At 73.9% G+C, this 21,314-nt stretch carries 15 protein-coding genes; 7 read left to right on the top strand and 8 right to left on the bottom strand.

The window, feature by feature from the left end:
- Nucleotides 1-65: 65 nt before the first annotated feature.
- From ACZ6ZT_RS06510 to pepN, 4 genes are all read left to right on the top strand, one after another.
- Entirely contained in the window at nucleotides 66-1,034 is a 969-nt protein-coding gene (locus ACZ6ZT_RS06510; RefSeq protein WP_469716133.1) for a hypothetical protein, read from the top strand.
- A gap of 405 nt (nucleotides 1,035-1,439) precedes the next feature.
- The gene (locus ACZ6ZT_RS06505) at nucleotides 1,440-4,772 is read left to right on the top strand and encodes a S8 family serine peptidase (RefSeq protein WP_469716131.1); all 3,333 of its coding nucleotides are present in this window, start codon (nucleotides 1,440-1,442) and stop codon (nucleotides 4,770-4,772) included.
- Between the two features lie 277 nt (nucleotides 4,773-5,049).
- On the top strand, nucleotides 5,050-6,081 hold the full coding sequence (locus tag ACZ6ZT_RS06500; RefSeq protein WP_469716130.1) for an aspartate-semialdehyde dehydrogenase: 1,032 nt from the start codon (nucleotides 5,050-5,052) through the stop codon (nucleotides 6,079-6,081).
- Between the two features lie 169 nt (nucleotides 6,082-6,250).
- Entirely contained in the window at nucleotides 6,251-8,827 is a 2,577-nt protein-coding gene (gene pepN / locus ACZ6ZT_RS06495) for an aminopeptidase N (protein ID WP_469716128.1), read from the top strand.
- A 53-nt stretch (nucleotides 8,828-8,880) separates the two neighbouring features.
- Here the strand turns inward: pepN and pip are convergent, their stop codons facing one another.
- Genes pip through ACZ6ZT_RS06475 form a run of 4 tightly spaced genes read right to left on the bottom strand, consistent with a single transcriptional unit; the run spans nucleotide 8,881 to nucleotide 12,786 of the window.
- Nucleotides 8,881-9,852 (bottom strand): prolyl aminopeptidase, encoded by a 972-nt coding sequence (gene pip / locus ACZ6ZT_RS06490; RefSeq protein ID WP_469716126.1) that lies wholly within the window; start codon nucleotides 9,850-9,852, stop codon nucleotides 8,881-8,883.
- Between the two features lie 37 nt (nucleotides 9,853-9,889).
- Nucleotides 9,890-10,789: a LysR family transcriptional regulator gene (locus ACZ6ZT_RS06485; RefSeq protein WP_469716125.1), complete on the bottom strand. Its 900-nt coding sequence runs from the start codon at nucleotides 10,787-10,789 to the stop codon at nucleotides 9,890-9,892.
- 10 nt (nucleotides 10,790-10,799) lie between these two features.
- Nucleotides 10,800-11,756, bottom strand: coding sequence for a DMT family transporter (locus ACZ6ZT_RS06480; protein ID WP_469716123.1), 957 nt, complete (start codon nucleotides 11,754-11,756; stop codon nucleotides 10,800-10,802).
- Between the two features lie 40 nt (nucleotides 11,757-11,796).
- A complete protein-coding gene (locus ACZ6ZT_RS06475; protein ID WP_469716121.1) occupies nucleotides 11,797-12,786 on the bottom strand; it encodes an EamA family transporter in 990 nt (329 codons plus the stop codon).
- A gap of 100 nt (nucleotides 12,787-12,886) precedes the next feature.
- Between ACZ6ZT_RS06475 and ACZ6ZT_RS06470 the strand changes: the two genes are divergently transcribed.
- Nucleotides 12,887-13,402 (top strand): MarR family winged helix-turn-helix transcriptional regulator, encoded by a 516-nt coding sequence (locus ACZ6ZT_RS06470; protein WP_469716120.1) that lies wholly within the window; start codon nucleotides 12,887-12,889, stop codon nucleotides 13,400-13,402.
- A 186-nt stretch (nucleotides 13,403-13,588) separates the two neighbouring features.
- Here the strand turns inward: ACZ6ZT_RS06470 and ACZ6ZT_RS06465 are convergent, their stop codons facing one another.
- The 3 genes from ACZ6ZT_RS06465 to ACZ6ZT_RS06455 are packed head-to-tail and all read right to left on the bottom strand — an operon-like array spanning nucleotide 13,589 to nucleotide 16,112.
- Entirely contained in the window at nucleotides 13,589-13,819 is a 231-nt protein-coding gene (locus ACZ6ZT_RS06465) for a hypothetical protein (RefSeq protein WP_266577283.1), read from the bottom strand.
- A gap of 20 nt (nucleotides 13,820-13,839) precedes the next feature.
- Nucleotides 13,840-15,822 (bottom strand): 4-alpha-glucanotransferase, encoded by a 1,983-nt coding sequence (locus ACZ6ZT_RS06460; protein WP_469716118.1) that lies wholly within the window; start codon nucleotides 15,820-15,822, stop codon nucleotides 13,840-13,842.
- A gap of 41 nt (nucleotides 15,823-15,863) precedes the next feature.
- Nucleotides 15,864-16,112 (bottom strand): hypothetical protein, encoded by a 249-nt coding sequence (locus ACZ6ZT_RS06455; RefSeq protein ID WP_469716117.1) that lies wholly within the window; start codon nucleotides 16,110-16,112, stop codon nucleotides 15,864-15,866.
- A gap of 199 nt (nucleotides 16,113-16,311) precedes the next feature.
- Here ACZ6ZT_RS06455 and ACZ6ZT_RS06450 point away from each other — a divergent pair, with 199 nt between their 5' ends.
- Entirely contained in the window at nucleotides 16,312-19,302 is a 2,991-nt protein-coding gene (locus ACZ6ZT_RS06450; protein WP_469716115.1) for a beta-N-acetylglucosaminidase domain-containing protein, read from the top strand.
- A 40-nt stretch (nucleotides 19,303-19,342) separates the two neighbouring features.
- Here ACZ6ZT_RS06450 and ACZ6ZT_RS06445 read toward each other — a convergent pair whose 3' ends face one another.
- Nucleotides 19,343-19,879 (bottom strand): HNH endonuclease, encoded by a 537-nt coding sequence (locus ACZ6ZT_RS06445; RefSeq protein WP_385004518.1) that lies wholly within the window; start codon nucleotides 19,877-19,879, stop codon nucleotides 19,343-19,345.
- Nucleotides 19,880-20,161: 282 nt separating this feature from the next.
- Between ACZ6ZT_RS06445 and ACZ6ZT_RS06440 the strand changes: the two genes are divergently transcribed.
- The gene (locus tag ACZ6ZT_RS06440; protein WP_469716591.1) at nucleotides 20,162-21,205 is read left to right on the top strand and encodes a mechanosensitive ion channel family protein; all 1,044 of its coding nucleotides are present in this window, start codon (nucleotides 20,162-20,164) and stop codon (nucleotides 21,203-21,205) included.
- The last annotated feature ends 109 nt before the right edge of the window (nucleotides 21,206-21,314 follow it).

The raw sequence follows: 21,314 nt of genomic DNA, 5'->3' as shown, positions 1-21,314 counted from the left end.
CCCGATTTGTCGACGAGCGTGTAACAGACGTTAGCGAGGCCATGGCCTGAGGGAATCACCGCGTCATGAACCAGAACGCACCCCTCCCCCTCACCCACCTCACCGCCAGCCGCCCCCGCGTGCTGAGCCTGGCCCAGCTCCGCGAGCACGGCGTGAGCGCGGCCGAGGCCGCCGGGCGGCCCTGGCAGCAGGTGCTGCCGGGGGTGTTCCTGCTCCACTCCGGACCGGCGACGAGCGAGGAGCGGCTGCACGCCGCCCTGCTGTACGCGGAACGGCGCGGAGGCGGCGGGGGCGAGTCCATGATCACCGGCCTGGCCGCGCTCGCGCTCTACCGGTTCTCCGCCGCCCCCGCCCTGCCCGGCCTCACGCACATCGACGTCCTCGTGCCGAACACCCGGCGCCTGCGCTCCACCGGCGACGTCCGGATCGTCCGCACCCACACCCCGCCCCGCCCCGTGGAGGTGACGGGCCTGCCCGTGGCCCCGGTCGCGCGGGCCCTCGCCGACGCCGTCGCCGGGCTCTGCGACGCGGGCACCGTACGCCGGCTGCTGAGCGAGGCGGTCCGGGCCGGGCACTGCGAACCGGCGGCCGTCGTACGCGAACTGACGGTGGCCCGGCTGCTGAACCGGCCGCACGTCGTGGACGCCGTGGAGTCCCTCCTCGCCGAGGGGCGCGCCCTCGCGGAGGACCGGCTGTACCAGCTCGTACGGGGCTACGAGCTTCCCGAGCCGGTCTGGAACGTGGACCTGCGCCTGCCCGGCGGTCCGCACCTCGGCGGGGTCGACGCGTACTGGCCCGACCAGGCCGTGGCGATCGAGATCGACACCCGCGCCCCCCGCCAGGGCGAGGACGAGGCCTTCGCCGAGGCGGTCCGCAAGCGGGAGACCCTGGAGCGGCTCGGGGTGACCGTCCTGCACCTGACCCCGCGCAAGCTGCGCGACTGGCCCGAGCAGCAGGCCGCCGTCGTGCGGACCGCCCTGACGGCGTCGGCCGACCGCGAGCCCGCCGCCTACCTGGTCGTCCTCCCCCGGTGAACGCCGGTCCCGTACGCTCCGGGCGTCGGCGGCGGGCGGGAGGCGGACGGGCCGGCGCCGCCGCACGGGCCCGCGGCCCGCACCTCCCCGCCCGGGCCCCGCGTCCCTACGCGCGCACGCGCGAGCGCTGAACGGTCGAAATCTGTCACACCGGGCGCGAGACGATCGCCCCCGATGACCGCGCCGTGAGGCCGCGAAGTCGATAAATCAACTCCCACATCCCAGCGAGTCGCCCCGGGTTGTCCCGGCCTGTCCCCACTGGCGGATCTTCCGCATTGGCGAGAGTCCGCCATGTCAGGTCTCGGTCAATGACAACCCTCCCCAAACAGCTGTCACTTGCGCCAAGCTGACCGGTCATCCGGCATCGAAATCCGGACCGTACCTTTCACTTAGCCAGGGATGCTGATGACCCTCGACTCGCCCAGCTCCACCCCCGGGGCCATACCCGGCGCGCGGCGCGCGGCCCGCGTCGCCGCGGCCGCCGGCCTGGTGGCCGCCCTCTGCGCCACCGGCGCCGTACCCGCCTTCGCGGCGGCGGGCTCCACCACCCCGGGGACCAACCCGGCCGTCAAGTCCGCCGATCAGAAGCTGGGGTCGGCCGACGCCGAACTCCTCCAGGAGGCCAAGGCCAAGGGTGACGCCAACGTCACCGTCATGGTCGCCACCGCCCCCGGTCAGACCAAGCAGGTCGCCGACCAGCTCGACGCGGTCCAGGGCGCCTCGGTGGGCCAGACGTACGACAAGCTCGGCTACGTCCGCGCGACCCTGCCGACCGACAAGGCCGAGGCCGCGCTGAAGGCGGCCGGCAAGCTCGACTCCGTCCACGGCATGGACCTGCGGCACGAGATCCAGCTGCCGGACCCGCGCCCCGACGCGGGCAAGGACTCCGGTGCCCGGAAGACGGCCGCCGAGACCTACCCGGGTCCGGGCAAGGACACCCCGGCGAAGAACCCGTACAACCCGTCCTTCGAGACCGGCGCGGTGGACTTCGTCCAGCAGAACCCGCAGGCCGACGGCCGCGGCGTGACCATCGGCATCCTGGACTCGGGCGTCGACATCGCGCACCCGGCGCTGCAGAAGACCACCACCGGCGAGCGCAAGATCGTCGACTGGGTGACCGCGACCGACCCGATCCTGGACAACGACGCCACCTGGCGCCCCCAGGTCACCCCGGTCACCGCCACCGGCGGCTCCTTCACCGCGGGCGGCCAGAGCTGGAAGGCCCCCGAGGGCACCTTCCAGTGGAGCCGCTTCAGCGAGTCGATCACCGCGACCGGTGACGCGAAGGGCGACATCAACCGCGACGGTGACACCACCGACCGGTTCGGCATGCTGTACGACCCGGTGGCCGGCACCGTCCGCGTCGACACCGACCAGGACGGCGACTTCACCAACAACGAGCCGATGAAGCCGTACAAGGACGGCTACCAGGTCGGCTACTTCGGCACGGACAACCCGGCGACCGACGTCGTCGAGCGCATCCCGTTCGTGATCCAGATCCGCAAGGACGTCCCGATGGACCCCTTCGGCGGGGACTGGGTGGGCAAGAAGGCCGACTTCGTCAACATCGGCGTCATCGAGTCGGAGCACGGCACGCACGTCGCCGGCATCACCGCGGCCAACGGCCTCTTCGGCGGCCAGATGAACGGCGAGGCGCCCGGCGCCAAGATCGTCTCCTCGCGCGCCTGCTCCTGGTCCGGCGGCTGCACCAACATCGCGCTGACCGAGGGCATGATCGACCTCGTCGTCAACCGCGGCGTGGACATCGTCAACATGTCCATCGGCGGTCTGCCCGCGCTGAACGACGGCAACAACGCCCGTTCGGAGCTGTACAAGAACCTGATCGACACCTACGGCGTCCAGCTCGTCATCTCGGCGGGCAACGAGGGCCCCGGCGTCAACACCATCGGTGACCCCGGCCTCGCCGACAAGGTCATCTCCGTGGGCGCGGCGGTCTCCAAGGAGACCTGGGCCGCCAACTACGGCTCCGGCGTGACCAAGAAGTACGACATGTTCCCCTTCTCCTCGCGCGGCCCGCGTGAGGACGGCGGGTTCACGCCGACCCTGACCGCTCCCGGCGCGGCCATCAACACCACCCAGACCTGGCTGCCCGGCAGCCCGGTCAAGGAGGCGGGCTACAGCCTGCCGGCCGGCTACTCGATGCTCCAGGGCACCTCGATGTCCTCGCCGCAGGCGACGGGCGCCAGCGCCCTGCTGATCTCGGCCGCCAAGCAGCAGAAGCTCGCGCTCACCCCGGCGGGCCTGCGCGTGGCGCTGACCAGCACCGCGAAGAAGATCAACGATGTCCCGGCCCACGCACAGGGCGCCGGTCTCATCAACGTCGTCGACGCGTGGGAGTCCATCCAGCGCGGCGCCAAGGCCGAGGAGTTCACGGTCAAGGCCCCGGTCGACACCGCGCTCGACCAGTTCCTGAAGACCCCCGGCTTCGGCACCGGCCTCTACGACCGCGAGGGCGGCCTGAAGGTCGGCCAGAAGAAGGTCTACGACGTCGTCGTCACCCGCACCACGGGCGTCAAGTACGGCACCCGGCACAACCTGAGCTGGCGCAACAACGACGGCACCTTCAAGGTCGTCGGCGGCTACGACTACGTCACGCTCCCGCTGAACAAGCCCGTCACCATCAAGGTCGAGGCCAACGTCAAGTCGGCCGGCGTGCACAGCGGCATCCTGCAGCTCGACGACCCGAGCACCGAGGGCGTCGACAAGCAGATCATGGCCACGGTCGTCGCCTCCACCCCGCTGGCGAAGCCGTCCTTCACGCTGTCGGACACCTCCTCCGTGCAGCGCAACAGCCACAAGTCGTACTTCGTGACGGTGCCGCAGGGCGCCAAGACCCTTGAGGTCGCCCTCGGCGGCCTGAAGCCGGGCAGCCAGACGCGCTTCATCTCGATCCACCCGTACGGCACGGGCGTCGAGGACAGCGCGACCACCATGTGCTACCCGAACTACGACAACCCGGCGAACACCTGCCGCCCCGACCTGCGCTCCTACGCGGACCCGCAGCCGGGCGTCTGGGAGATCGAGGTCGAGTCGCGCCGTACGTCGCCGCTGCTCGACAACCCGTTCACGCTGGACGTCTCGGTCCTCGGCGCGGTCTTCGATCCGGCCGTCAAGGTCCTCCCCGAGGTCAAGCAGGGCACCCCGGCGCCGGTCCAGTGGACCGTCAAGAACGACGCCGCGGCCATCTCCGGCGGCACGCTCCAGGGCGGCCCGCTCGGCTCCGCCAAGGTGGCCCGGCCCACCATCGCGGCCGGTGAGACCCAGACCACCGAGGTCACCGTCGGCGAGGGCGTCTCGCGCCTCGACGTCGCCATCGGCAAGACCTCCGACACGGCCGCCGACCTCGACCTGGAGGTCTACAAGGACGGCGTCAAGGTCGGCTCGTCCGCCGACGGCGACTCCGAGGAGGCCGTGAGCCTGAACAAGCCCGCCGCCGGTACCTACACCATCAAGGTGATCGGGTACGCGATCCCGTCCGGCTCCACCACGTACGACTACCGGGACGTGTACTTCTCGGCCGCCCTGGGCTCCGTCCAGGTCGACGAGAACACCAAGGTGAACCTCGCCAACGGTGCCTCGGCGGGCGTCTCGGCGAACGTGCTGGTCTCCAGCGCCGCCCCCGAGGGCCGTCAGTTCTTCGGCCAGGTCCAGCTGCTCAACGCCCGCGGCACCGCCGCCGGTCTCGGCAGCGTCCAGATCGAGAAGGTCCTCCCGTAACTCCCGGGTGTCCCGTGAGTGCGTGACGGACGGACCGACCGCATGACGGAGGGGCGGGCGCCCGCGACGGCGCCCGCCCCTTCGCCGTTCCCAAACGGCCCTGACCAGGTAAAACGGCCATCCGGGGGCCCCGCGGCACGCCCGGCACGGACTCGGCGCGGGGGTTCGCACCGGGGACACCGTCCGTACCTCGGACAATGGATTGGACAAGCCTCGTGGGGTCGAACGCATGATGGCTCCACGCGCGCACGCGCCCACGTACCAAAGAGGAGTCACCGTGAGGGTCGGAATCGTCGGAGCCACCGGTCAGGTCGGCGGAGTCATGCGCGGCATCCTGGCCGAGCGCAAGTTCCCGGTGGACGAGCTGCGGCTGTTCGCCTCGGCCCGCTCGGCGGGCACGGTCGTGGAGTGGGAGGATCGCGAGATCACCGTCGAGGACGCCTCCACGGCCGACTACACCGGCCTGGACATCGTGCTCTTCTCCGCGGGCGGGGCCACCTCCAAGGCCCTCGCCGAGAAGGTCGCCGCCCAGGGCGCCGTCGTGATCGACAACTCCTCCGCCTGGCGCAAGGACCCCGAGGTCCCGCTGGTCGTCTCCGAGGTCAACCCGCACGCGATCAAGAACCGCCCCAAGGGCATCATCGCGAACCCGAACTGCACCACCATGGCCGCGATGCCCGTGCTGCGCCCGCTGCACGACGAGGCCGGTCTGACCGCGCTCGTCGCCACCACCTACCAGGCCGTCTCCGGCTCCGGCCTGGCCGGCGTCGCCGAGCTCGACGGCCAGGTCAAGGCGGTCGCGGAGGGCGCCGCCGGGCTGGTCCACGACGGCGGCGCCGTCGACTTCCCCGAGCCGGGCGTCTACCGGCGCCCCATCGCCTTCAACGTGCTCCCCCTCGCCGGCTCGATCGTCGACGACGGCTCCTTCGAGACCGACGAGGAGCAGAAGCTCCGCAACGAGTCCCGCAAGATCCTGGAGATCCCGGAACTCAAGGTCTCCGGCACCTGCGTGCGCGTCCCGGTCTTCTCGGGCCACTCGCTCCAGGTCAACGCCCGCTTCGCGAACCCGCTGAGCGTCGAGCGCGCCTACGAGCTGCTGAAGGACGCCCCGGGCGTCGAGCTCTCGGAGATCCCGACCCCCCTCCAGGCCGCCGGCAAGGACGCCTCGTACGTGGGCCGCATCCGCGCCGACGAGACGGTCGACCACGGTCTCGCGCTGTTCGTGTCCAGCGACAACCTGCGCAAGGGCGCGGCGCTGAACGCCGTGCAGATCGCCGAGCTCGTGGCCGAGGAGCTGCGCCAGGGCTGATCCGCGCCGCCCCGCACGCGTCCCCGAGGGGGCGGTACCGGACGTTCCGGTACCGCCCCCTCGGGCGCCCGCGGGGGCGGGCGTGTTCGCCCGTGGATGAGGCCGGGCCGCTCGGGCCGCCCCCGTGGAAGGATGGCCGGGCAACGTCACCATCGAAGGAGATGACCGCGTGCCTGGCACGAATCTCACCCGTGAAGAGGCTCAGCAGCGGGCGAAGCTGCTCACCGTCGACTCGTACGAGGTCGAACTGGATCTCAGCGGTGCGCAGGCGGGCGGCACGTTCCCGTCCGTGACCACCGTGCGCTTCCAGTCGGCCGAGGCCGGCGCCGAGACCTTCATCGACCTGGTCGCGCCGGCCGTCCACGAGGTGGTCCTGAACGGCAAGGCGCTGGACGCCGCCGCCGTCTTCCGCGACTCCCGCATCGCGCTGGCGCACCTGGCCGCCGGGGCGAACGAGCTCCGCGTCGTCGCGGACTGCGCGTACACCAACAGCGGTGAGGGCCTGCACCGCTTCGTCGACCCGGTCGACCAGCAGGCCTACCTGTACACCCAGTTCGAGGTGCCGGACGCGCGGCGGGTCTTCGCCAGCTTCGAGCAGCCCGACCTGAAGGCGACGTTCCGGTTCACCGTGACGGCCCCCGAGGGCTGGACGGTCATCTCGAACTCCCCGACGCCGGAGCCCAAGGACCGGGTGTGGGCCTTCGAGCCGACCCCGCGGATCTCCTCGTACATCACCGCGCTGATCGTCGGCCCGTACCACGCCGTGCACAGCTCGTACGAGGGCAAGGACGGGCAGCGCGTCCCCCTCGGCATCTACTGCCGTCCCTCGCTCGCCGAGTTCCTCGACGCGGACGCGATCTTCGACGTGACCCGGCAGGGCTTCGACTGGTTCCAGGAGAAGTTCGCGTACGACTACCCGTTCGCGAAGTACGACCAGCTCTTCGTCCCCGAGTTCAACGCGGGCGCGATGGAGAACGCGGGCGCGGTCACCATCCGCGACCAGTACGTCTTCCGCTCCAAGGTGACGGACGCGGCGTACGAGGTGCGCGCGGAGACGATCCTGCACGAGCTGGCGCACATGTGGTTCGGCGACCTGGTCACCATGGAGTGGTGGAACGACCTGTGGCTGAACGAGTCGTTCGCGACGTACACCTCCATCGCCTGCCAGGCGTCCGCGGCGGGCTCGAAGTGGCCGCACGCGTGGACCACCTTCGCCAACTCCATGAAGACGTGGGCGTACCGGCAGGACCAGCTGCCCTCCACGCACCCGATCATGGCGGACATCCGTGACCTGGACGACGTCTTGGTCAACTTCGACGGGATCACGTACGCCAAGGGCGCCTCGGTGCTCAAGCAGCTCGTCGCGTACGTGGGCGAGGACGCCTTCTTCAAGGGCGTGCAGGCCTACTTCAAGGCGCACGCCTTCGGCAACACCCGGCTCTCCGACCTGCTGGGCGCGCTGGAGGAGACCTCCGGCCGCGATCTGACCGCCTGGTCGACGGCATGGCTGGAGACGGCCGGCATCAACGTGCTGCGCCCGCGGGTGGAGACGGACGCGGACGGCGTGATCACCGCCTTCGCGGTCCGCCAGGAGGCCCCGGCGCTGCCCGCGGGCGCCAAGGGCGAGCCGGTGCTGCGGCCGCACCGCATCGCGATCGGCCTGTACGAGCTCACCGACGGCAAGCTGGTCCGCACGGACCGGATCGAGCTGGACATCGACGGCGAGCTGACGGCGGTACCGGAGCTGACGGGGCGGACCCGCCCGGCGGTGGTGCTGCTCAACGACGACGACCTGTCGTACGCGAAGGTCCGCCTGGACGAGGTCTCGCTGGCCAACGTCACCGCGCACCTGGGCGATTTCACGGAGTCGCTGCCGCGCGCGCTGTGCTGGGCCTCGGCCTGGGACATGACGCGGGACGGCGAGCTGGCCACCCGCGACTACCTGGCGCTGGTCCTCTCGGGCATCGGCAAGGAGTCCGACATCGGCGTCGTGCAGTCCCTCCAGCGGCAGGTGAAGCTGGCCGTGGACCTGTACGCCGACCCGGCGTGGCGGGAGCGGGGCCTGGCGATCTGGACGGAGGCCGCGTGGGAGCACCTGCGGGCGGCCGCGCCGGGCAGCGACCACCAGCTGGCGTGGGCGCGTGCCTTCGCGGCGACCGCCCGCACCGAGGAGCAGCTCGGCCACCTGGCGGCGCTGCTGGACGGCTCGGAGACGGTCGAGGGCCTGGTCGTGGACACGGAGCTGCGGTGGGCGTTCCTGGAGCGGCTGGTCGCGACCGGGGTCGCCGACGAGCCGGAGATCGCGGCGGAGCTGGAGCGGGACGCGACGGCGGCCGGTGAGCGGCACGCGGCGACGGCGCGGGCCGCGCGGCCGACGGCCGGGGCCAAGGCCGAGACGTGGGCGTCGGTCATCGAGTCGGGCGACCTGCCGAACGCGGTGCAGGAGGCCGTCATCGGCGGCTTCGTCCAGATCGACCAGCGGGAGCTGCTCGCGCCGTACGCGGAGAAGTACTTCGCGGTGGTCAAGGAGGTCTGGGAGACCCGGAGCCACGAGATCGCGCAGCAGATCGCGGTGGGCCTGTACCCCTCGCTCCAGGTCTCGCGGGAGACGCTGGACGCGACGGACGCCTGGCTGGCCTCGGCCGAGCCGAACGCCGGCCTGCGCCGCCTGGTCTCGGAGTCCCGGGCGGGCATCGAACGCGCCCTGAAGGCCCAGGCCGCCGACGCGGCGGCCGCCGGCTCCTGACCCCCGGCCCCGCCGGCCCCTGCGGGGGCGGGCGGGGCCGCTGCCTGACTTGCTCAGTCCCGGCGGGCGAAGCGGGCGAGGGCGGTGAGGACGTGGGCGCGGGTGGTGGCGGTGCCGAGGTGGCCCGCGTCGGGGACGACGGTCAGCTGGGCGTCGGGCCAGGCGCGGGCGAGGCGCCAGGCGGTGTCGAGCGGACCGGCCAGGTCGAGCCGGCCGTGGACCAGGACGCCGGGGATGCCCGCCAGGCGGTGGGCGTCGCGCAGCAGGGCGCCCTCCGCCAGCCACGCGCCGTGTGAGAAGTAGTGCGCGCAGATGCGGACCAGCGCCGTCCGGGCGGCCGGCGGGCGGTCGCCGTACGGGCGGGGGGCGCCGTCGGTCTCCCCGGACAGCACCGCGTCCTCCCAGGCGCACCAGTCGGCGGTGGCCTTCTCCCGTACGGCGGTGTCCGGGTGTTCGACCAGGCGCGCGTAGGCCGCCACGACGTCCCCGTCCGGCGGCGTGCCGGGGGCGCCCGCCAGGAAGCGTTCCCAGGGCCCGGGGAAGAACCGGCCGGCGCCCCGGTAGAGCCAGTCGATCTCGGAACGCCGGGTGGTGGTGACCGCGGAGATGACGATCTCCGAGACCCGCTCGGGGTGCGTCTCGGCATAGGCCAGGATCAGGGTCGAGCCCCAGGATCCGCCGTGCAGCAACCAGCGGTCGATGCCCAGGCGCACGCGCAGCCGCTCCATGTCGGCGATCAGGTGCGGCGTGGTGTTGTGCCGCATGTCGGTGCCGGGGAGGCTCGCGTGCGGGGTGCTGCGGCCGCAGCCGCGCTGGTCGAACAGGACGGTCCGGTAGCGCTCCGGGTCGAAGTACCGCCGCGCCTCGGGGCGGCATCCCGAGCCCGGGCCGCCGTGGACGACGAGGGCCGGTTTCCCGGCCGGGTTGCCGCAGGCCTCCCAGTACACGTGGTTGCCGTCGCCCACGTCGAGCAGGCCGGTCTCGTACGGCTCGATCGGGGGGAACAGCTCGCTCGGCTCGCTCATGTCCGGGACTCCCGTCGGGTCGAGTGCGTCAGGTGGTTCAGGTGGGGCGGGCGGCGGTGTGGAGGGCTTGTAGGACCCGGGCGAGGGCCGGGGCGGATTCCGAGCCGCGGCGCAGGGCGGCCGTGACGTGGCGGGTGGGGCGGTCGTGGGGCAGGGGCCGGACCGCGACGCCCTCGGCGCGGCCCGACACCATGCGCGGGACCAGGGCGACGCCCAGACCGGCCTCGACCATCGCCAGGATCGCGGTCCATCCGGACGCCGAGTGGGCCTGCTCCGGCACGAACCCGGCCGCCTCGCACGCGCTGCGGGTGATCTCCGACCAGGGCCCGCTGCCCCCGTAGATCCACGGCTCCCCCGCGAGGTCGGCCAGCCGTACGCCGGACGCGGCCGCCAGCGGGTGCCCCGGCGGCAGGGCCACGTCCAGCGGGTCCTCCAGCAGGGTGACGCGGGTGAAGCGGGGGTCGCCGGCGGCCGGGGCGTGCGCGGCCAGCGACAGCGCGAGGTCGACGGCCCCGGCCGAGAGGAGTTCGCAGGACTCGGCGGCCTCCGTCTCCCGGATCCGGACCTCGATCCCGGGGTGGCTGCCGCGCAGGGCCGCGACGGCGGGGACGACGAGCACGGGCACGGCGGTGGAGAAGGCCCCGATCCGCACCTCCCCGGCCTCCCCGGCCAGGTACCCGGTCAGTTCGGCGTCGGCTCGCTCCAGCTGGGCGAAGACGGCCTCGGCATGCCGCAGGACCAGGTGCGCGGCGTCGGTGAGCCGCACCCTGCGCCCCTGCGCCTCCAGCAGCGGGACCCCCAGCTGCCGGGCGAGGTTGGTCAGTTGCTGCGAGACGGCCGAGGGCGTCATGTGCAGCGCCCCGGCCGTCGCGGTCACGGTCCCCCGGTGGGCCAGGGTCCGCAGGATCCGCAGCTTCTTGATGTCCCAGTCGGTCACACCGTCGAACCTACCGCCGGGCGGCACTCGCCAGCCCGACCCCGCCGAGGATCAGCGCCATGCTCAGCAGTGCCGCCGGGCCGGTCCGCTCCCCCAGGAGCAGCAGCCCCAGCCCCGCCACGCACACCGGCTGGAGGTAGTAGACGACGCCGGCCCGGGCCGCTCCGATGACCGAGACGGCCTTGTTCCAGGCGAAGAAGGCGACGGCGGAGGAGAACACCCCGACGTACAGCAGCGGTCCGACCGTCCCGGCGCGGACCTCGAAGCCGCCCTGGACGGCGACGGAGACCGCGTACGCCGGGGCGAGCATCAGGGCGCCGAGCACGAACGTGGTGATCAGGAAGGCGAGTCCGCCGATCTCGGCGGGCTTGCGCTTGAGGAGCGCGCTGTAGCTGGCGAAGGAGAGCGCGGCCCCGAACATCCACAGGTCGCCGGCGCTGAAGTCGAAGCCGAGCGAGCCGTCCCCGACGAGCAGCAGGACCCCGAAGGCGGCGAGCAGCATCCCGAAGGTGCGCCGTACGCCGAGGCGTTCGCCGCCGAGGCGGGCGTAGAGGGCCATGACGACCGGCGAGGCGGCCATGATCATGCCCATGTTAGAGGCGGAGGTGGTCAGTCCGGCCTGGTGGACGAGCGTGTTGTACAGGGTGACGCCGAACAGGGTGGCGAGGGAGACGTAGCCGAGGTGCCGGCGCAGCAGGGCCCGCTGGCGCCAGGCCTGGCGGGCGGCGAAGGGGGCGACCGCGACGGCGGCGATGATCCAGCGCCAGAAGACGGCCTGGACGGGCGGTACGGACCCGGCCATGCCGCGGGTGGCCACGAAGCTCCCGGACCAGACGACCGTGGCCAGCAGGGCGAGGAGGACGCCGACGCCGGTGGCCGTCCTCGCGCCCGCCCCGGCCCCCTGGCCGCCGGTGTCCTGCGGCTGCTGTTCCTGCGGGACGGTGCGGGCGCGGTCCGTGATGGCCACCGGTGTGTCTCCCCCTCGGGTCGGTCGGAAGCGGTCCGCCCTACCGTCGCACCTCGGCACCGGTCAGGTCCATCGAAACATTTCGATCGGTCTTTTCAGCAAAATCGAACGGTACCTCGGCGGGGGCGGCGGCCTCCTTGGGCGCCCGCCCCGGCAGCTGGCCGAAGACCGTGGCGCCGAAGGCGATGGTCATGCCGACCACCTGTATCGCGGTGAGCGACTGGCCGAGGGCGGCCCAGCCGATGACGGCGGCGGTGAGCGGGGAGAGCGGGCCGAGCAGGGTGACGGAGGTGGCGGAGAGCTTGCCGATGCCGCGGAACCACAGGACGTACGCGGCTCCGGTGTTGATCAGCATCATGTAGCCGTAGCCCAGGAAGGCCTTGCCGTCGAGCGCGGGCGGCGCCCCCTCCACGAGGGCGGCGATCGGGATGATGACCAGGCCGCCGGCGGTGAGCTGCCAGCCGGTCACGGCCAGCGGGCCGACCCCCTCGGGGCGTCCCCAGCGCTTGGTCATGACGGTGCCGGCGCCCATGGAGGCGGAGGAGACGATGCCGGCGACGACGCCGACGAGGTCGAGCTTCGCCTCGGCGGTCAGCACCACCATGCTCACGCCGAGGGCGGCCACGACGGCGGCGAGGACCGTGCGCAGCCGGGCCCGCTCCCCGAGGACGAGGGCCGCGAGGCCGACGACGAACAGCGGCCCGGCGGAGCCGAGGACGGCGGCCACACCGCCCGGCAGCCGGTAGGCGGCGAGGAAGAGCAGCGGGAAGAAGGCCCCGATGTTCAGGGTGCCGAGGACGGCGGACTTCCACCACCAGGAGCCCTTGGGCAGGTTCCGGGAGAGGGCTATGAGCAGCAGTCCGGCGGGCAGGGCGCGCATGGCCCCGGTGAAGAGCGGACGGTCGGGCGGCAGCAGCTCGCTGGCGACGGCGTAGGTCGAGCCCCACGAGATCGGGGCGAGTGCGGTCAGGGCGATGGTGGCGACGCGGTTCACGGCGACTCCTCGGCAGGCGGCGACCGGGGGCCCCATTGCCGCCCAACTAGATCGCTCGTAAGTAGCTTACCGCTAAGCTACTTTTCCGCAAGCCACTTTCTTGCGAACGAGGAAACGGAACTTGGATACTTCGGACATGAACCGGGTCAGCAGCAGGGAAGCAGCAGCCAGGGACGCCGTCGACGCGATCACCGCGCAGTGGTACGGGGTCAGACCGGACCTGGACACCGTCCCCATGGGCGTCTTCGGCCGGATCTACCGGATCACCAAGGCCATGAAGGACGCGATGGAGCGGACCTACAACCGCTACGGGATCTCCACCGGCGAGTTCGACGTCATCGCGACGCTGCGCCGCTCCGGGGCCCCGTACACCCTCTCCCCGCGCCAGCTGTCGGCCACGCTCATGCTCACCACCGGCGGGATGACGGGGCGCCTGGACAAGCTGGAGAGGGCCGGCCTGCTCACGCGCAGCCCGGACCCGCACGACCGGCGCGGCCTCCAGGTGACCCTGACCGAACGCGGACTCACCCTCATCGACGAGGCCGTCGGGGCCGGCCTGGAGGTCCAGGCCGCCGTCCTCAAGGGGCTGGACACCGAGGAGGTCGAGCTGCTGACGGGCCTGCTCCGCAAGCTCCTGGCCAACGTCCCGTAGGCCGCCGGCAGGCGCCCGGCGCGGGACGGCGGCGGCCGGAGCCGGCCGGCGAGCGGCCGGGCGGGGACGCGCGAGGGCGCCGGAGGTCGCGCCCGGGCGGCCGGAGCCGGCCGGGCACGCCCTCCGGCGCCCCGGAAGCCGTCAGGAGGGCCCGTCCGCTCGGGGCGGGCCGCCTCCGTCCTGGAGTTACTGCTGCTTGCGCGACTTGTCGCCGACCATCACGAGGCCCGCGATGACCAGGAACAGCACGATCGGCGCGGCCACGTACAGGCCGAGCGTCTCGCCAATGCTCAGGCCCGGACCCGGGTCGTCACCGTCGTCGCGGGTGAGCGCGAGGGCGGGAGACGTCATCAGCAGCATCATCAGCGTCGATCCGGCCGTGACGGCGCCGGCGCGCAGAGCGTTCTTCTTGTCCACGGTGCAAACGTAGCGAACACCTAAAGCGGGCGCGCGCCCGGGGGTGCCGTACGGGTTCGCGCGCCCTCCCGCACCGCGCTCAGCAGGGCGTTCGCCCGGGGCGAGGCCATCAGCGCCTCCAGGGTGAGCGGCCGGCCGCTCCCGTCGGCGACCGGCAGGCGCCAGTTGGGGTACTGGTCCCAGGTGCCCGGCAGGTTCTGCGGCCGCCGGTCCCCCACCGCGTCCGGCAGCCACACCCCGACCAGCCGGGCCGGGGTGCCGAGCAGGAAGGCGTACAGGGACCGGACGGCGGCCTCCTCGTCCTTGGTCTCCAGCCCGAGCGCGTCCAGGGTCCGCAGCCACAGCGCCGTATCGGCGGCGTCCTCGGCGCGCTCCTCCTCCAGCGGGCGGGTCAGCAGCCCGAGCCGGTCGCGCAGTTCGACATGCGCCCCGGCCAGCTTGGCGGCGGTGGGCGGCAGGTCGTGGGTGGTCGCGGTGGCCAGGCAGTCGGCGCGCCAGGCCCCGGCCGGCAGCGGCTCGCCGTCGCCGGACCAGTCCCGCTCGAACCACAGCACCGAGGTGCCGAGGACCCCGCGCCGGGCCAGGTCGTGGCGCACCCGCGGCTCCACCGTCCCGAGGTCCTCCCCGATCACCAGCGCCCCGGCCCGGTGCGCCTCCAGCACCAGCACGGCCAGCATCGCCTCGCCGTCGTAGGAGACGTACGTCCCCTCCGCGGGCGGCGCGCCCTCGGGGATCCACCAGAGCCGGAACAGGCCCATGACGTGGTCGACGCGCACCGCGCCCGCGTACCGGAACACCCCGCGCAGCAGGGCCCGGAAGGGGGCGTACGCGGACTCCTCCAGGGCGTCGGGCCGCCACGGCGGCAGCCCCCAGTCCTGGCCGCGCGCGTTGAAGGCGTCCGGCGGGGCGCCCACCGAGATGTGCCGGGCGTGGAAGGGGCCGGTCACGGCGTCCGAACCCTCGGGGTGCACGCCGACCGCGAGGTCGTGCACGATGCCGACGGCCATCCCGGCCCCGCGCGCGGCCCGCTGGGCGGCCCTCAGCTGCTCGTCCGTCAGCCACACCAGCCAGGCGTGGAAGTCGGCCCGCCGCGCCGGGTCCTCCCCGGCGGCGGTGGCGCACCACGCGGCGTGCCGCTCCAGCGGCTCGCCCTGCCCGGCGCGGAACTCCGCGTACGCGGCCTCCCGTACGGCGGAACGCGGGACGGCGTACAGCAGTTCCAGGGCGGCGCGCTTGAGCTCCCAGACGGCGTCCCGGTCGATCAGCGCGCCCTTCTCCAGCACCTCCCGGCTCAGCCGCGCGCCCCGGTCGGCCAGCTCGTCGAGGGCGTCGCGCCCGGGGCAGTCGGCGTACTCGGGGACGTCCTCGATCCGCAGGTGCACCGGGTCGGGGAAGCGGCGCGAGGCGGGCCGGTACGGGGACGGGTCGGTCGGCGTGCCCGGAACGGCCGCGTGCAGCGGGTTGACCTGGAGGAACCCGGCGCCGTGGGTGCGGGCCGCCCAACGGGCCAGCTCCGCCAGGTCCCCGAGGTCGCCCATGCCCCAGGAGCGCTCGGAGAGCAGCGAGTACAGCTGGACGAGCAGCCCGTGGGCCCGCTCGGGCGCGGCCGGGGCCCGCTCCGGGGCCACGATCAGGGTGGCCGCGCCGCGGCTCCCGTCGGGGGTCTCGGCGGTGAGCCGGTGCACCCCGAAGGGCAGGCCCGGCTCCCAGTCCCGTTCGGCCGTCCCGTCCTCGGGGACCACCCGCAGCCGGGTCCCGGGCGGCAGCGCGGCCAGCGCCGGCGGTCCGGGCTCGCCGTGCCACTGCACCACGGTCGGCGGCAGCAGCCGCCCGGACCGCTCCCGCCCGGCCGCCTCGGCGGCGCCGGGGTCCTCGACGGGCACGCCGAGGACGCCGAGGACCGAGCGGACCGTGGCCGGCGGGACCTCCACCGTGACGTCCGCGGCGGGCTGGTAGGCGGTGGCGACGCCGTGCAGGGCCGCGAGCCGGGCGAGGTCGTCCATGGATCTCCCTTGTGGTGCGGTCGGGTCGTCCGGGCGGCGCTCTAGCGGCCCGCCGCGGACGGGGCGGGGGTGGTCGGTTCGCTCGTCAGCGGGGCCTCCTCCAGCAGCGGGGGTTCGCTGGTCAGCGGCGCGAACGCGGCGCCGGCCGGCGGGGGCTCACTGGTGAGGGGGCCGTCCGCCGGCCCGGTCGGGGCGGGCAGGTGGGCGAGCGGGGCGTGGACGGGGGCGGTGGTGCGGACTTCGGCGGTAGGTGCTTCAGCGGTACGGGCTTCGGCGGTAGGGGTGTTCATGGCAGCACTCCTTCGTGCGGGTCCGTCGGACGCGCCCATGCAACACCCCCGGGGAACACCGCAGCCATACCCAGTCGGCGGCATCGCATTCCTGCCTGATCCCGGTCAGACCACCCGCGCCGATTGACACTTCGGCCGCACGGGTGGTGGGCTCTGGCTCGTTCGTACGAGCGGGGAACGACTCGGGACGGGAGGCTCCGTGCGGCTCAGGGGCAGGACGCGGAGCACCGCGGCGGCCGTCGTCGTCATCGGGAGCCTGCTGGGCGGGGCCGTCGCGGCGACCCCGCAGAGCCACACCGGGACGCCCGAGGCCGCCAAGGCGCCGCGTCCGGGCGCCGCCCCCGCCGCCGCGCCCCTGCCCGTCCCCGTACCGCTCCTCGACCCGGCTACCGATCCCGTGCGCACCGCCGCCGAGGGGCCCGCCGTGTGGCCCCGGCCGCAGTCGGCGGTGGCCGATCCGGGGCGGGAGCTGCCGGTGGGCGCGGAGGCCGTGCTGGTGGCCCCGGCCGGGGTGGACCCGTACGCCGTCGAGGTGGTGCGCACCGCGCTGCGCGGGGCGGGCGTACGGACCCTGCACGAGCGGGCCCCGGGGGCGGCGCTGCCCGAACGGGCCCTCGTCGTACGCCTCCAGGGTGCGGACGCGGAGACGGCGCTGCGCGCGCTCGGCGCCGCCGCGGCCGGTGACCTGCCGGACGGGGGCTACCGGCTGGCCGTGGGCCGCACCGGCGGCCGGGACACGGTCGCGCTGGCCGGCGTCGGGGAGGACGGGCTGTTCCACGCCGCGCAGACGCTGCGTCAGCTGCTCGGGGCGGTCCCCGGGAAGGTGCCCGGGATGCTGGTGCGGGACTGGCCGACCGCGCCCGTGCGCGGGGTCACCGAGGGCTTCTACGGGCAGCCCTGGCCGCCCGAGCAGCGCCTCGCCCAGCTGGACTTCCTCGGCCGCACCAAGCAGAACCGGCTGCTGCTGGCCCCCGGCGACGACCCGTACCGCACGACGGCCTGGCGCGAGGAGTACCCGGCCGGGGAGCGGGCGGAGTTCCGGGCGCTCGCCGAGCGGGCCCGCGCCAACCGGGTGGTCCTCGGCTGGGCGGTCTCCCCCGGCCAGTCCATGTGCCTGGCCTCGGCGGACGAGCGGGCGGCGCTGCTGCGCAAGGTCGACGCCATGTGGGACCTGGGATTCCGGGCGTTCCAGCTCCAGTTCCAGGACGTCAGCTACACGGAGTGGGGCTGCCGGGCCGACCGGGTCCGGTACGGGAAGGGCCCGGCGGCGGCCGCGAAGGCGCACGCCGAGGTGGCGGGCGAACTGGCCGCGCACCTGGCCGCCCGGCATCCGGGGGCGGCGCCGCTGTCGCTGCTGCCGACCGAGTACTTCCAGGACGGCGCCACCGCCTACCGGACGGCCCTGGCCGGGGCGCTGGACCCCCGGGTGGAGGTGGCCTGGACGGGCGTGGGCGTGGTGCCGCGCACCATCACCGGCAAGGAGCTGGCCGGGGCCCGCTCCGCGCTCGGGCACCCCCTGGTCACCATGGACAACTACCCGGTCAACGACTGGCATCCGGACCGCGTCTTCCTCGGCCCCTACGCCGGGCGCGACCCGGCGGTGGCGGGCGGCTCGGCGGCGGTGCTGACCAACGGGATGCCGCAGGGCACCCTGTCGCGGATCCCGGTGTTCACGGCCGCCGACTACGCCTGGAACCCGCGCGGCTACCGGGCCGGGGAGTCCTGGGCGGCGGCCGTGCGCGATCTGGCGGGCCCCGACCGGCGCACCCGGGAGGCGCTGGCCGCGCTGGCCGGCAACACCGCCTCCTCGGGGCTCAAGCTGGAGGAGTCCGCCTACCTGAAGCCGCTCGTGGAGGAGTTCTGGCGGGCCCGCGCGGCCGGGGACCCGCAGGCCGGCGAGCGGCTGCGGGCCGCCTTCACCGTGCTGCGCGAGGCTCCCGCCCGGCTCCCCTCCCTCGCCGCCGAGGCGGGTCCCTGGCTGGAGCGGCTCTCCCGGTACGGGGCCGCGGGCGAGCACGCCGTGGACCTGCTGCGGGCCGAGGCCCGGGGCGACGGCGCGGCGGCCTGGCGGGCCTCGCGGGAGCTGGCGCGGGAACGGGAGGCGCTCGCGGGCAAGGGCGGCGCCCGGGTGGACACCTCGGTGCTCGACCCCTTCCTGAAGCGGGCGGCCGAGGAGTCCGACGCCTGGACGGGCGCGGCCCGCCGGGAGGGGACCGTGGAACGCGGGCCGGGCGCGTGGACCGTGCGGCTGGACGGCCCGCGCACCCTCGCGGCGGTCACCGTGATGACCGATCCGCCGGACCCGCGGGCCGGGGTGGCGGTGGTGGAGGCGCACGTGCCGGGCGAGGGCTGGCGCCGGATCGCCGACGCGGCGGCCTCCGGGTGGACCCAGGCCGACGCGGCCGGGCTGCGGGCCGACGCCGTCCGGCTGTCGTGGACCGGCGCCGGCCCGGAGGTCCGGGCGGTGGTGCCGTGGTTCGCGGACGGGCCGCGGGTGCGCTTCGAGCCGGGCGACGGGGCGCCGGCCGACGTGGAGACCGGCGGGGCGCCGCGCACGGTGACGGTGGAGCTGTCGGCGAGGGGCCCCGCCGAGGTGCGCGGGCCGTTCACGGTGAGCGCTGCGCCGGGGGTCCTCGTACGGGCCCCGCAGGAGCTGGTGGTGGCGCGCGGGGCGCGGGTGGCGGTCCCGCTGGAGGTGACCGTACCGGCGGGCACCCCGGCCGGGGAGCGGGAGATCACCCTCGGCTTCGCCGGGGAGGCGCACCGGGTGACCGTACGGGCGGTGCCGCGCACCGGCGGCCCGGACCTGCTGCGCACCGCCCGGGCCTCCTCCTCGGCGGACGAGGACCCGCGCTTCCCGGCGGCCGCGGCGGTGGACGGCTCCGAGACCACCCGGTGGTCCTCGCCCGCGGTGGACGGGGCGTGGTGGCGGGCCGAACTGGCGGCGCCGGCGCGGGTCGGCCTGGTGACCCTGCACTGGCAGGAGGCGTATCCGTCCGCGTACCGGGTCGAGACGTCGGCGGACGGCGCGCACTGGCGCCCGGCCGTCGCCGTGACCTCGCGGGGCGGGGTGGACTCCGTCCGGCTGGACGCCCCGGACACCCGGTTCCTCCGCGTCACCTGCGACCGCCGGGCGACCCGCTTCGGCTGCAGCCTGTGGTCGGCTTCGGCCTTCGCGGTGGCTCCGTGAGCGGTGCCGGTCCTCTTCGGCACCCGCCCCTAGGACGCGGCTATGACGCGGCGGCCCCGATGCGTTCCAGCGCGTCGTCGGCCCCGTACGGCTGGAGGTAGGGCATCCAGCGGGGGTCGCGGTGGCCCGTTCCGATGATCCGCCAGGCGAGACCGGACGGCGGGGCCGGCTGGTGGCGCAGTCGCCAGCCCAGCTCCAGCAGGTGCCGGTCCGCCTTCACGTGGTTGCAGCGGCGGCAGGCGGCGACCACGTTGTCCCACGCGTGCTGGCCGCCCCGGCTGCGCGGGATGACGTGGTCGACGCTGGTGGCCACGGCCCCGCAGTACATGCACCGGCCGCCGTCGCGGGCGAACAGGGCGCGGCGGGTGAGTGGAACGGGCCCCCGGTAGGGGACCCGCACGAAGCGCTTGAGCCGGACCACGCTGGGAGCGGGGACGGCTCTCGTCGCGCTGTGCAGAAAGGCGCCGGATTCCTCCAGGGAGACCGCTTTGTTCTCCAGGACGAGGACGAGCGCGCGGCGGAGCGGTACGACGCCGAGGGGCTCGTACGACGCGTTGAGGACCAGGACGTGCGGCACGGACTGCCTCCTTGTACGCCGGCGGCGCGTGGCTCGCGCCGGGACGATCTGCTCTCCAGTCTCCCCTTACGGCTGGTCGAAGCGCCACCACGCGCCCGTAACGGGTACGGGGTGTTTTCAACCACACCCCGTTCCTCCCCGGGTGAGCCCGGTCTCTCCCCCCGCTCACGGCAACGGCGTCGGGCGTGTGCCCCGTTAGTGTGGTTGGTCTGTCCCGCACGTCCTGTCCCGCGGGCAGACCGCTACGCCTGGAGGTTCCCCGCCGTGTCCTCGCCCGCCACCCTGCTCCCGTTGGCAGCGAACACCACCGATGACCCCGCCCAGAGCGTGACGAACGCCGCGAGCTTCATCGAGGAGAACTGGGCCACCTGGCTGAGCATCGGCCTGCGGATCCTGTTGATCGTCGTGATAGCGGCCCTGCTGCGGTCCGTGGTGCGCAAGGCCCTGACCAAGCTGATAAGCCGGATGAACACCAGCGCGGAGGCCGTCGAGGGCACCGCGCTGGGCGGTCTGCTGGTCAATGCCGAGCGGCGGCGCCAGCGTTCCGAGGCGATCGGGTCGGTGCTGCGTTCGGTGGCCTCGTTCCTGATCCTCGGGACGGCCGCGCTGATGGTGCTGGCCGCGCTGAAGATCGACCTGGCGCCGCTGCTGGCGAGTGCCGGTGTGGCGGGCGTGGCGATCGGTTTCGGTGCCCGCAACCTGGTGACGGACTTCCTGTCCGGAGTGTTCATGATCATGGAGGACCAGTACGGCGTCGGGGACAAGATCGACGCGGGGGTCGCCTCCGGCGAGGTGATCGAGGTCGGGCTGCGCGTCACGAAGCTGCGCGGCGACAACGGCGAGATCTGGTACGTCCGCAACGGCGAGATCAAGCGGATCGGCAACCTCAGCCAGGGCTGGGCGACGGCGGGCGTGGCCGTGCAGGTCAAGCCGTCGGAGAACCTCCCGCGCATCCGCGAGGTGGTCCAGCAGGTCGCGGACGGCCTGGCGAAGGAGTCCCCGTGGGACGAGCGGCTGTGGGGCCCGGTGGAGGTGCTCGGCCTGGACGAGGTGCTGCTGGCCTCCATGACCGTGAAGGTCTCCGCGAAGACCATGCCGGGCCAGCAGTTCGCCGTGGAGCGCGAGCTGCGCTGGCGGATCAAGGAGGCCTTCGACGCGGCGGGCATCCGGATCATCGGCGGTATGCCCGAGGCCGGCGAGCCGGAGGCGGCCCCGGACCCGTCCGCCTCCGTGGCCCCGCCCTCGGCGCTGGCCAACCCGGTCTCCCCGCAGTCCCTGGCCACCACCCCGATACCGCCGCCGGGCGGGCCGCGGATCTCCAAGTAGCCGCCTCGCCCTCCGTCATACGCGCACTGCCCCGCCGGTCACCTCCGGCGGGGCAGTGCGCGTATGCGGGGCGCGCGCCACAGCACCTGAGCGCCGACGTGACCATTGA

Source organism: Streptomyces sp. NPDC102258 (assembly GCF_055584685.1).
Note: the sequence above shows the minus strand (reverse complement) of the source record. Positions and strands in the feature narration are given on the sequence as shown.

Bases quoted from the DNA above. Each gene is read 5' to 3' on its own strand.
- ACZ6ZT_RS06510 (WP_469716133.1), top strand. From the start codon at position 66: ATGAACCAGAACGCACCCCTCCCCCTCACCCACCTCACCGCCAGCCGC.
- ACZ6ZT_RS06505 (WP_469716131.1), top strand. From the start codon at position 1,440: ATGACCCTCGACTCGCCCAGCTCCACCCCCGGGGCCATACCCGGCGCG.
- pip (WP_469716126.1), bottom strand. From the start codon at position 9,852: ATGAGCGAGCCGAGCGAGCTGTTCCCCCCGATCGAGCCGTACGAGACC.
- ACZ6ZT_RS06475 (WP_469716121.1), bottom strand. From the start codon at position 12,786: ATGGGGCCCCCGGTCGCCGCCTGCCGAGGAGTCGCCGTGAACCGCGTC.
- ACZ6ZT_RS06470 (WP_469716120.1), top strand. From the start codon at position 12,887: ATGAACCGGGTCAGCAGCAGGGAAGCAGCAGCCAGGGACGCCGTCGAC.
- ACZ6ZT_RS06460 (WP_469716118.1), bottom strand. From the start codon at position 15,822: ATGGACGACCTCGCCCGGCTCGCGGCCCTGCACGGCGTCGCCACCGCC.
- ACZ6ZT_RS06455 (WP_469716117.1), bottom strand. From the start codon at position 16,112: ATGAACACCCCTACCGCCGAAGCCCGTACCGCTGAAGCACCTACCGCC.